Here is an 11,146-nt window from a genome sequence, read left to right as displayed (position 1 = left end):
GTAGGCACTGGCTCTGGCAACAATCAAGCGATCAGCCCCCGTCCCGCGCCAGCGCTTCACGCGCGCCGCCGAGGATGATGTCGAAGGCGAGTTGACTGTATCGATCCCGACTCATTGAGCCGCCGGACCGAAACCACATGTAGTGCCAGTTGAGCATGCCGAACAGGGACATGGTCACGGGTTTGAGCAGGTGGCGTCGCTCGGCCAACGCGGGCAGGGCGCCGGTCAGCGCGGTTGAGAACACCGCGACGATGTCACGTTCGAGCGCCTTGAGGTCGGCTTGCAAATCGTCTGGCAGGCTGCCCATGTCGTGCACCTGCACGCGGTGCTGGGCGTCGGCGTCGCGGTAGGTGTCGAGCAGCGCGCCGATGAAAGCCTGCAACTGGGCCTCGGCCGCGAGTGTCGGGTCGCGCGCGCTCTCGAGCGCATCGACGATCTCGGTCAGGTGCGCGTGGATGACCGCGTGCAGGAGTTCGTCCTTGTTGCTGTAGTAGTGGTAGAGGTTGGCCTTGGAAATTGCAGCCTCGGCGGCGATGTCGTTGATGCCGGAGCCGTGGTAGCCGTCGCGCGCAAACACGACCGTCGCGGCGCGCAGTATCGCGTCGCGTTTGTCCTGCCAGTCGTGTGCGCGCGGCCGTGCCATGTCAGTGTTCCATCCACCTATAAAGTGCGAGTTCAGTCAGCGTGTCAGCGTTCACAGCCAGGCGCGCCTCGCAGTCCATAGCCACCTATGGTCAAGAGGCGCAACGCAGCCTGTGGGCGCTGACACTCTGACCCTCCGGGCGTCCCTGTGGTGTCCCGCCCCGTCGTTGCAGCGCTTGACAATAGGTCCCTATTGCCTTCGCACTGCGTCTTGCGGCGAAACACCACAGGGACGCTGAATCCGTAGTTTATAGGCGGATGGAACACTAGTCCTTCGGCCGGTTGTCGACGACGCGCACGGCTTTGCCCTGGCTGCGCGCGACACTGCCGACGGCACCGACGTCAACCGTGCTGCTGACGCCGACCACGTTCTTGATGTGTTCGCGCAGCAGCGCGCCGGCGGCGTCGCGTTCCCCTTCGGCGCCCGGCGCCACCTCGACACGCACGGTCAGGGTGTCCATGCGGCCGTCTCGGCCGAGCTCGAGCTGGTAGTGCGGCGCGAGCGCCGCCACCTTCAGCACCTGTTCTTCGATCTGGGTCGGGAAGACGTTCACGCCGCGCAGTATGAACATGTCATCCGACCTCCCGGTGACCTTCTCCATGCGGCGCATGCTGCGCGCGGTGCCCGGCAGCAGGCGGGTGAGATCCCGCGTGCGGTAGCGGATGATCGGGCAGGCCTGCTTGGTCAGCGAGGTAAACACCAGTTCGCCTTGCTCGCCGTCGGGCAGCACCTCGCCGGTCTCGGGGTCGATGACTTCGGGGTAGAAGTAGTCTTCCCAGATGTGCAGGCCGTCCTTGGTCTCGACGCACTCGTTCGCGACGCCGGGGCCGATGATCTCGGACAGGCCGTAGATGTCGACCGCGTGCATGTCGAAGGCGTTTTCGATCTCGGTGCGCATGGCCGGGGTCCAGGGCTCGGCGCCGAAGATCCCGACCTGGAGGTTCGTGTCACGCGGGTCGATGCCCTGTTCGTTGAAAGCGTCGAGCAGGTTGAGCGCGTAGGACGGCGTGACCATGATGATCTCGGGGCGAAAGTCCGTGATCAGGGTCACTTGCCGCTCGGTCATGCCACCGGAGACCGGGATGACCGTGCAGCCGAGTTTCTCGGCGCCGTAGTGGGCGCCGAGGCCGCCCGTAAAGAGGCCGTAGCCGTAGGCGACGTGCACCTTGTCGCCGGGCTTGCCGCCGGAGGCGCGAATCGAACGTGCCACCACGGTGGCCCAGAGGTCGACGTCGGCCTGGGTGTAGCCGACCACGGTTGGCTTGCCGGTGGTGCCGCTCGACGCGTGGACGCGGGCGACCTGCTGCTCGGGCACCGCGAACATGCCGAAGGGGTAGTTGTCGCGGAGGTCCTGCTTGACGGTGAACGGGAAGTGCTTGAGGTCGCTCAGCGAGCGGAGCTCTTTCGGGTGGACACCGGCCGCGTCGAAGCTCGCCGTGTAGTGCGGGACGTTGTCGTAGGCGTGCTGCAGGGACCATTGCATGCGTTCGAGTTGCAGTGCTTCGATCTCGTCGCGCGAGGCAACTTCAATGGGATCGAGCGAGGCGCGATCGGGGGTCAGGTCTTTCATCGGGTGGCCTCCCTCAGCCGGCAGACGACAGGGCGAGGGCGATGCCCTGACCCACGCCGATACACATGGTGCAGAGCGCCCGCCGAGCGCCCCGCTCTTGCAATTCGAGTGCGGCGGTGCCGACCAGGCGTGCACCGGACATGCCGAGCGGGTGCCCGAGCGCAATGGCACCGCCGTTCGGGTTGACGTGCGCGGCATCGTCGTCGATGCCGAGTTCGCGCAGCACGGCCAGCCCCTGTGCGGCGAAAGCCTCGTTCAGTTCGATGATGTCGAAGTCGCCGATGCCGAGGCCGAGCCGGGCCAGGAGTTTCTGGCTCGCCGGTGCCGGGCCAATGCCCATGATTCGCGGTGCCACGCCTGCGGTAGCCATCGCATCGATGTGCGCAATGGGTGTCAGGTTGTGGGTTTTCACCGCGCTGTCGGAGGCGATCACGAGCGCCGCCGCGCCGTCGTTGACGCCCGAGGCGTTGCCCGCGGTCACGGTGCCGTCGGCCTTGAACGGGGTCTTGAGGCTGGCGAGCTTGTCGAGTGTGGTTTCGCGCGGGTGTTCGTCGTCGGCGACGACGAGGTCGTCACCGCGCCGCTGCGGGATCGTGACCGGCGTGATTTCTCGCGCGAGCCGGCCGCTCGCCTGGGCGGCGGCGGCCTTGTCCTGCGAGCGCAGCGCGAAGGCGTCCTGGTCTTCACGGCTGACGCCGAAGTCCGCGGCGACGTTCTCGGCGGTCTCGGGCATCGAGTCAATGCCGTACTGCGCTTTCAACACCGGGTTGACGAAGCGCCAGCCGATGGTGGTGTCGTAGACCGCGTTGTCGCGGCTGAACGCGGTGCTTGCCTTCGGCATGACGAAGGGGGCACGGCTCATCGACTCGACGCCGCCGGCGATCAGGAGATCGGCTTCGCCGGCCTTGATCGCCCGCGCCGCCGTGCCGACCGCGTCCATGCCCGAGCCGCACAAGCGGTTAAGCGTGGCACCCGGTGCGCTGTCACCGACCCCGGCGAGCAGGCTCGCCATGCGCGCGACGTTGCGGTTGTCCTCGCCCGCCTGGTTGGCGCAGCCGAGCAGCACATCCTCGATGGCGTCAGCGGGGATGCCCGTCTGCTCGATCACCGCGCGCAGGCTGTGCGCCGCGAGGTCGTCGGGTCGTACGCTGGCGAGCGCGCCACCGTAGCGTCCGATCGGGCTGCGGGTGTAGCCGCAAATCCAGGCTGCCTGGCTCATGCTGTGGTCTCGACGTGTTGGCCCTTGATCGTGCGCGAATGGCCGCGGAACTGCGCGACGACCTCGCCGGCGTCGTTGCGGACGGCGATGTCGTAGATGCCCGAGCGGCCCTGCTGCGCCAGCTCGGTTGCGGTGGCGGTCAGCAACTCGTGTTCAAAGGCGGGTTTCAGGAAGGTGATCGCGCACTGCTGCGCGACGGCTTTCTGGTTGTGGCTGTTGCAGGCGAAGGCGAAGGTGCTGTCGGCGAGCAGGAAGAGGTAGCCGCCGTGGCAGATGCCGTGGCCGTTGACCATGTCGTCGCGCACGCGCATCTCGAGTGTGGCCTGCCCGGGGGCGACTGCCACCACGCGCATGCCGGCGGCCTGCGACGCCTTGTCGGTGGACCACATGGCGTCGCGTGCGGCTTCGGCGAGGGCTTGGGCGTCCACCGTCACAGCGCCGTGAAGTCGGGTGCGCGCTTGGCCTTGAAGGCCGTCACGCCCTCGGCGTACTCGGCGCTGGCGCCGGCCGCGCGCTGGGTGTCGCGCTCGAGGTCGAGCTGCGCATCGAGGCTGTTGACCGCGGCGCGCTGCAGCAGGTCCTTGGTGCGTGCAAGGCCCTGGGTTGGCCCGGCCGCGAGCCGCTCGGCCAGCGCGGTCGCCTCGTCCATCAGCGCGTCGTCGTCGAACACGCGGTAGACGAGGCCCCACTGCTCGGCGCGCTCGGCGTCGAGCGGGTCGCCGGTCAGGCAGAGCGCCTTGGCGCGCGATTCGCCGATCAGCGTGGGCAGCGACCAGCTGCCGCCGGCGTCCGGGATCAGGCCGAGCTTGGCAAATGACTGGATGAAGCGGGCCGAGCGGGCGGCGAGCACGATGTCGCAGGCGAGCGCGACGTTGGCGCCGGCGCCGGCCGCCACGCCGTTGACTGCGCACACGACCGGCAGTGGCAGTGCGCGCAGTTGGCGGATCAGCGGGTTGTAGTGGTCCTCGAGCGAGGCGCCGAGGTCGGGCGTGCCGGCGGAGAGGTCGCGTGCACTGAGGTCCTGGCCGGCGCAGAAGCCGCGGCCTGCGCCGGTCAGCAGCACCGCGCGCACGCCGTTCTCGCGCGTCGCGCCCTCCAGTGCGTGGCGCAGCGCCGTGTGCAGCTCGGGGGTGAAGGCGTTGAGGCGGTCGGGCCGGTTGAGCGTCAGGTGCAGCACGTGCCGCTCGGTGCGCTGCAAGAGCAGGTCGTCAGTCATGCGTGCGGCCTCCAGTTCATTAACCGACCGATCGGTTGACTTACTATACCCGCCGTGCTGTGATTGTCAACGACACCGATTCGAGGGAGCGCCCGATGACCGTTCGACCACTGCAGAGCCACATCGCCGGACACTGGGTCGACGGCGCGGGTGCACGTCGGCCGCTCGTCAGTGCGATCGACGGCAGCGCTGTCGCCGAGGTCGCCGGTGCGGCACCGAACCTCGCCGACGCGGTGGACTACGCGCGCTCGCGCGGCGGGCCGGCGCTCGCCGCCCTGTCGTTTCACCAGCGGGCCGGGCTTGTGAAACAGCTCGCGCTCGCGATCGCGGCGGAGAAAGAGTCGCTCTACGCGCTCAGCAGCCACACGGGCGCGACCCGTGCCGACAGCTGGATCGACATCGAGGGCGGCACCGGCACGATGCTGGTGTTGGCCTCAAAGACCAAGCGCGAACTGCCGGACGAACGCCTCATCCTCGACGGTGACGTCGAGCAGCTCTCGCGCGAGGGCACCTTCCTCGGGCAACACATCTACACCTCGCGTCCGGGCGTGTGTGTGCAGATCAACGCCTACAACTTTCCCATCTGGGGCATGCTCGAGAAGCTCGCGCCGGCGTTGCTGGCCGGCCTGCCGGTCATCGCCAAGGCGGCGACGGTGGGGTCGTACCTCGCTGAGGCCTGTGCGCGCATCATCGTGCAAAGCGGCATCCTGCCGGACGGCGCGTTCCAGTTTGTCGCCGGCCCCGTTGGCGAGCTGCTCGACCCGCTCGGCGTGCACGACACCATCGCCTTCACCGGCTCCGCGGCGACCGCCGCGACGCTCCGTCGACACGCGGCCGTGATCGAGCGCGGTGCGATGCTGAACGCCGAGCAGGACTCGCTCAACTGCACGGTGCTCGGGCCCGACGCCGCCCCCGGCACGCCGGAGTTCGATCTGTTGGTCAGGGAAGTGCAGCGCGAGATGACGACCAAGGCGGGGCAGAAGTGCACCGCCATCCGGCGGGTGTTGGTGCCGGAGGGGCACCTCGCTGCCGTGGTCGAAGCGGTGTCGGCGCGGTTGGCGAAAACGCGCATCGGTGACCCGCGCGAGGAGACCACGCGGATGGGCGCGCTCGCCGGCGCGGCGCAGCGCGACGACGTGCGGGCGCGAGTGGGCACCTTGCTCGGTGAGGCCGAGCTTGCCTACGGTTCGCTCGACGGGGTCGACGCCGACGTCGACGCCGAGCGCGGCGCCTTCCTCTCGCCGCTGTTGCTCGTGTCGTCGGACGGCGACGCGGGCCAGCGCGTCCACGACACCGAGGCCTTCGGTCCGGTGGCGACGGTGATCGGGTACCGGGACGTCGACCACGCGGTGGCGCTCGCCAACCGTGGCGGCGGCAGCCTGGTGGGGTCGCTGTTCACCCACGACCCGGCGGTCGCGGCGCAGGTGGCCCTGGGCGCGGCGCCCTGGCACGGCCGCTTCATGGTCATGGACCGCGACGCCGCGGGTGAGTCCACCGGCCACGGCTCGCCGCTCGCGCACCTCACGCACGGCGGGCCGGGGCGTGCCGGCGGGGGCGAGGAGCTCGGCGGCGTGCGGGCGATCAAGCACCTGATGCAACGCAGTGCCCTTCAGGGCAGCCCACGCATGCTCTCGGCGATCGGCCGGCGGTGGCTGCCCGGCGCGCCCGAGCGCTCGCCAGAGCGCCACCCGTTCCAGGTGCCGTTCGGCGAGTTGCAGCTCGGCGACACCTTTCACAGCGACACGCGCACGGTCAGCACCGAGGACGTTGAGCATTTCGCGCACTTTACCGGTGACACCTTCTACGCCCACATGGACGAGCGCGCGGTCGAGGACCACCCGTTCTTTCCCGGCCGTGTGGCGCACGGCTACCTGTTGCTGTCCTTTGCGGCGGGCCTGTTCGTCTCGCCGGAAAAAGGCCCGACACTCGCCAACTACGGCCTCGACAACCTCCGGTTCCTGAAGCCCGTCACGCTCGGTGAGCGCATCGCGGTGCGCCTGACCGTGAAGGCCAAGAAACCGCGCAACGCCGACTACGGCGAGGTCCGCTGGGATGTCGAGATCGTCGTCGGCGAGGCGCGCGAGTCGGCTGCCCAGTACGAGCTGCTGACCATGAACGCACACGCCTGACGGAGAGTTGTGGTGTGGTGCAAGTGCACTTTATGCTGGTGAACCGTCGGTAGATCCCGCGCCCATGCCGTTCACACCCATTCACGCTGTTGCCATGATCCCGGTCGGCGCCGTGTGGCCCCGACCCGTACCGACCTCGGCGTTGGTGATTGGCAGTGTGGTGCCGGATTGGCCACTCTACCTGCCGGTTGGGCCTGCTTACGCGACCACCCACTCGTTGGTTGGCGTGCTTGGATTTTGCGTGCCTGTTGGCTTCGCGTTGTTTCTGTTGTTTCAGTTCCTGCTCAAGCGCCCTTTGTTTGAACTGTTGCCTGCGTATTTCAGACAGCGACTGTGGCGATTCGTACAAGCGCCATGGGTGTTCAGATTCCACACCCTTGTCGGCGTGGTGATCGCACTTGCGTTGGGTTCAATGGTGCATGTGGCGTGGGATTCGTTCACGCACAAGGGTCAGTGGGGTGTCGAGAATGTCGATGCGCTGCGGAACGTGTTGTTTGTGGTCGCAGACGTTGAAGTGCATGTCTACAAACTGCTGCAACACGGCAGCACGGCCGTGGGTGGGTTGGTGTTGCTGCTGTTTTTGGTGTTCTGGTTCCGTGGCCGTCTCCCCGAGTCGATTCCCGCGTCGCGACTGGTCGCTTGGCAGCGCACGACAGCGATTGGCGCGCTGATCCTGATTCCGCTCTTGTTCGGCGGCCTGTCTGCTCTCGAGGTGCTGGCGGGGGGCATCAACTACATCGCGTTTAGGCAAGCCCTGTTTGACGCGATCACCCAGACCGTCTTCGTGTTCCTGATGATGGTGTGCGGGTATTGCGTGTTGTTTCGCCTGATCTCTCCGTCCTCTCGAGCTCTGGACATCTCGCTTTAGTTTGAATCCAGTGGCAGGTGCAACTGTGCGGGTTGCGTGGGGTCGACTGCCGAGAGCTGTGCTGTGGAGACGCCCAGCAAGCGCACACCGCGTTGCGCTGCGTCGGTACGCGCCAGCAGGAGCGGCAGCAAGGGCGTGAAGACGTCAATGCTGTCCGACGGCACCGACAGTCGGCACTGGCGCGTGACGGACGTGAAGTCGGGGTAACGCACCTTGATTGCCAAGGTTCGGGCTGTGAGCTCGTGTCGGGTCAGACTGGCTACGACGTCCTCGGCGAGTGTGTTGAGGGTCGCGATCATGTCCGTCGTTTCGTGCACGTCCTGCAAGAAGGTGGTTTCGCTGCCGATCGAACGCCGCTCGTGGTGCGGTTCCACCGGGCGTTCGTCGATGCCCCGCGCGATCCGGTGCAGCCAGCTGCCCGACTTGCCGAGGTGACGCTGAAGCGCCTCTTCGTCCCAGCGCTGCAGGTCGGCGCCGGTTTCGATGCCGAGCGCGTGCAGGCGGGCTTCGGTCGCGTCGCCGACCCCGTGGAACTTGCCGACCGGCAGCTTGGCGAGAAAGTCGTTGGCGCGTTCGGGCGTGATCACGAACTGGCCGTTCGGCTTGTTGATGTCCGAGGCGACCTTCGCGAGGAACTTGTTGTACGACACGCCGGCCGACGCGGTCAGGCCGGTCTCATCAAAAATCTCCGCGCGGAGGGTCTTGGCGAGCTCGCTCGCCGAACCGCCCGCCGTCGCGTCGGTGACATCGAGGTAGGCCTCGTCGAGCGACAGGGGTTCGATCAGGTGGGTGAAGCGCGCGAAGATCGCGCGGATCTCGCCCGAGATGGCGCGGTAGTGGTCGAAGCGCGGCCGCACGAAGACCGCGTGCGGGCACAGCCGCACGGCCGTTGCCGTCGGCATCGCCGAGCGCAAGCCGTACTGCCGCGCCTCGTAGCTCGCCGCGGCCACCACGCCGCGCTGGCCCGGCTGGCCGCCGACCACGAGCGGCTGCCCGCGCCACGCCGGGTTGTCGCGTTGCTCGACCGACGCGTAGAAGGCGTCCATGTCGACGTGCAGGATCTTGCGGACCATAGCGCCCAGAATATCCTGTCCGCGCCGCCGGTGAATTCCGGCGGTATGATGGCGGGTTTAGCCAACCCCGAGTCCGCGGCGTGCCCTGGCGCATAGTGTCCTTTGGTTTGCTGCTGAGTTTCAGCAGCAGCTTCGGCCAGACCCACTTCATCTCGCTCTTCAACGAGAGCTTCCGGCTGCAGTTCGGTTTGAGCCACGGCGACATCGGCTTTCTGTACGCCTGCGGCACGCTTGCGAGCGCCGCAACCCTGGTGTGGGTCGGGCGTTGGATCGACTGGATGGACCTGCGCCGCTACACCGTGCTGGTCATGGTGGGGTTGATCGTCGCGTGCCTGTCCGCGTCGGTGGTCACCTCGGCCATCGGGCTCGGTGTCGTTTTCTACCTGCTGCGCCTGTTCGGGCAGGGCCTCAGCAGCCACGTCGCGGTCACCACCGTCAGCCGCCACACCGACGCCATGCGCGGTCGCGCACTCGGCATCACCGGCATGGGGCATTCGCTCGGGGAAGTGGTGTTCCCGGCGCTGATCGTCACGGCCATTGCCACGGTCGGGTGGCGCGCCAGTTGGGGTCTCTCGGCGACCCTGCAACTCGGCATGCTGGCAGTGGCCCTGGTGCTGGTCTGGCCCCAGCGGACCCGCAGCGCACCCGCGGCGCGCGAGAGCGACGGCGAGACGCGTGCGAGTTGGACGCTCGGGCAGGTGCTGCGCGACGGGCGCTACGCCTGCCTGTTGCCGATGATGATGGCGCAGCCGTCGATCGTGACGGCGCTGTTCTTTCACCAGCAGAGCCTCGCCGCCGATCAGGCTGTGCCGTTTTTGTTCTGGGCCTCGGGGATCGCGGTCTATTCGCTCGCCGTGGTTTTGGTCGCGCTCGGCGCCGGGGTGCTGGTCGACCGCTTCAGCGGTGCGCAGCTCGTTCGCTACGGGCTGCTGCCGCTGGTGCTGAGCCCGCTCGTGCTGGTGTTCGGCGAGGTGCCGGGCCAGCATTTTCTCTACTTTGGCCTGATGGGGGCGTGCGTCGGGTTCATGAGTCCGACGCTGAGTGCCCTCTGGGTGGAGCTCTACGGCGTGGCCCACCTCGGGGCGGTGCGCTCGTTCAACCACGCGTACATGGTGTTCAGCTCGGCGCTCGGCCCGGTGGTGTTCGGCGCCTTGCTCGATGCCGGTCTCGCCTGGGACACCCTGCTGCTGGCGAGCACCGGTTTTTGCGTGCTCGCGACCGGGGTGCCCTGGTGGGTGCGGTACGGGTACACGTCTCCTCCCGCCAGTCAGTCGTCCGTCAAGCGCGTCAGCTGACCCGGTGTGCCGACCGGGGCGTCGGGCGCGAGGACGCGCTTCAGCAAAGCGTGCACCCGCGGGTGGTTCAGGTGATAGAGGTGACCGGTTGAGCCGCGCATGCTCAGCTCGCTGAGGTCGTAGACGTCCACGCCCGCGAGCGCGTCGAGGTGCGGTCCCACTTGGCCGAGCCTGGGCGCGCCGTGCAGCTCCTCGGAGAGCATCAGCGGCAGGTCCTGGTCGTTGGCGATTACGCTGACGCGGCCCGCCGCCAGGCGTACCGCGGCTGATTTGTGGCTGAACAGGCCGGCGTCGACGTCGGGCGCGACGAACACAAGCTGGTGGATGATCGGGTTGTTGTCCGCCGCGCGGTACCCGAACGCCGCGGCGGCGCGCATCACCACCCGGCTGCCGAGGCTGTGGGCGATGACGTCAAAGCCGCCGTGTCCCCAGGTGGCCGCCATCTGCTCGATCGCGTCAGCGAGCCCGGCCTCGCTCCAGCCGGCGTCGGTCTCGTCGTGGGTGTATCGCGCCGGGTTGCCGTCAGAGGGCCAGGTGAACAGCAGCATGCGGTGTGCGCGGTCGAGCGCGTGTTTGAGCTGGGTGGCGCGCCGGCACGCGCGCGAGAAACCCTCGTTGTAGCCGTGCACGTAGAGCGTCGGGCGCACGGCGGCGGGCGCCGGGTCGATCAGCGTCTCGAGTGCCGACAGCGGCCGGCGCTCGACGGCGACGATGTCGGTGAACCCTTCCGGCAAGGCGATGGGCGAGACCAGGTTGGCGTCGCGCAGCCAACTGAGTCCGGCGGTCTCGGTGTGACAGAGCCCGGCTTGCAATGTGCCGCGTTCGCCACCGAAGCGGTCTCCGGGGTCGGCCTCGGGGTTGTATTTTCTGAGGGTGAGGAACCCGAGCGAGGCCTCGGTGCGTTCGATGACGCCGGACGGGCTGTCGTCGGGTTCGCCCTCGGCGTGGCCGAGGCCGGCGAACACGAGGCAGCAGGCGAGCAGGGCGGTCCGACACGGGTGCGCGTGCGGTCGATGTGGCGCGGTCGATATCATGCGGCTCGGCTCAGGGTCCAAACGGTGTGGATGCGCGGGTTACGGGCAAAATCGCGTGGCAGGGTGCGGGCGCTGATGTTGTTGATGTCGCAGTCGGCG

The 11,146-nt window shown here is 67.9% G+C and carries 10 protein-coding genes; 3 read left to right on the top strand and 7 right to left on the bottom strand.

Going from position 1 to position 11,146, the window contains the following annotated elements; all coding sequences use genetic code 11:
* Nucleotides 1-31: 31 nt before the first annotated feature.
* The 5 genes from AAGA11_21450 to paaG all read right to left on the bottom strand — a co-directional run bounded on the left by AAGA11_21450 (nucleotide 32) and on the right by paaG (nucleotide 4,648).
* On the bottom strand, nucleotides 32-643 hold the full coding sequence (locus AAGA11_21450; protein MEM9605440.1) for a TetR/AcrR family transcriptional regulator: 612 nt from the start codon (nucleotides 641-643) through the stop codon (nucleotides 32-34).
* Nucleotides 644-908: 265 nt separating this feature from the next.
* Nucleotides 909-2,213 carry a phenylacetate--CoA ligase PaaK gene (gene paaK, locus AAGA11_21445; GenBank protein MEM9605439.1) on the bottom strand — a complete coding sequence of 435 codons (1,305 nt, stop codon included), beginning with the start codon at nucleotides 2,211-2,213 and terminating at the stop codon, nucleotides 909-911.
* Nucleotides 2,214-2,226: 13 nt separating this feature from the next.
* A complete protein-coding gene (gene pcaF, locus AAGA11_21440; protein ID MEM9605438.1) occupies nucleotides 2,227-3,432 on the bottom strand; it encodes a 3-oxoadipyl-CoA thiolase in 1,206 nt (401 codons plus the stop codon).
* Nucleotides 3,429-3,860, bottom strand: a complete 432-nt coding sequence (paaI, locus tag AAGA11_21435) for a hydroxyphenylacetyl-CoA thioesterase PaaI (protein MEM9605437.1) — start codon at nucleotides 3,858-3,860, stop codon at nucleotides 3,429-3,431. Before paaI ends, pcaF begins: the two co-directional genes overlap by 4 nt.
* A gap of 2 nt (nucleotides 3,861-3,862) precedes the next feature.
* Entirely contained in the window at nucleotides 3,863-4,648 is a 786-nt protein-coding gene (paaG, locus tag AAGA11_21430; protein ID MEM9605436.1) for a 2-(1,2-epoxy-1,2-dihydrophenyl)acetyl-CoA isomerase PaaG, read from the bottom strand.
* 95 nt (nucleotides 4,649-4,743) lie between these two features.
* Between paaG and paaZ the strand changes: the two genes are divergently transcribed.
* Nucleotides 4,744-6,777 carry a phenylacetic acid degradation bifunctional protein PaaZ gene (gene paaZ, locus AAGA11_21425; protein MEM9605435.1) on the top strand — a complete coding sequence of 678 codons (2,034 nt, stop codon included), beginning with the start codon at nucleotides 4,744-4,746 and terminating at the stop codon, nucleotides 6,775-6,777.
* Between the two features lie 64 nt (nucleotides 6,778-6,841).
* A complete protein-coding gene (locus tag AAGA11_21420) occupies nucleotides 6,842-7,645 on the top strand; it encodes a DUF4184 family protein (protein MEM9605434.1) in 804 nt (267 codons plus the stop codon).
* Here the strand turns inward: AAGA11_21420 and dinB are convergent.
* Nucleotides 7,642-8,718, bottom strand: coding sequence for a DNA polymerase IV (dinB, locus tag AAGA11_21415; protein ID MEM9605433.1), 1,077 nt, complete (start codon nucleotides 8,716-8,718; stop codon nucleotides 7,642-7,644). The genes AAGA11_21420 and dinB overlap by 4 nt on opposite strands.
* Before the next feature lie 80 nt (nucleotides 8,719-8,798).
* Between dinB and AAGA11_21410 the strand changes: the two genes are divergently transcribed.
* Nucleotides 8,799-10,013: an MFS transporter gene (locus AAGA11_21410; GenBank protein MEM9605432.1), complete on the top strand. Its 1,215-nt coding sequence runs from the start codon at nucleotides 8,799-8,801 to the stop codon at nucleotides 10,011-10,013.
* Here AAGA11_21410 and AAGA11_21405 read toward each other — a convergent pair.
* Nucleotides 9,986-11,047 carry an alpha/beta hydrolase gene (locus AAGA11_21405; GenBank protein ID MEM9605431.1) on the bottom strand — a complete coding sequence of 354 codons (1,062 nt, stop codon included), beginning with the start codon at nucleotides 11,045-11,047 and terminating at the stop codon, nucleotides 9,986-9,988. The genes AAGA11_21410 and AAGA11_21405 overlap by 28 nt on opposite strands.
* Nucleotides 11,048-11,146 lie beyond the last annotated feature (99 nt).

The sequence above is a fragment of the Pseudomonadota bacterium genome, assembly GCA_039196715.1.
In the GTDB taxonomy this organism is placed as follows: domain Bacteria; phylum Pseudomonadota; class Gammaproteobacteria; order CALCKW01; family CALCKW01; genus CALCKW01.
This window is presented reverse-complemented; position numbering and strand designations above follow the sequence as displayed.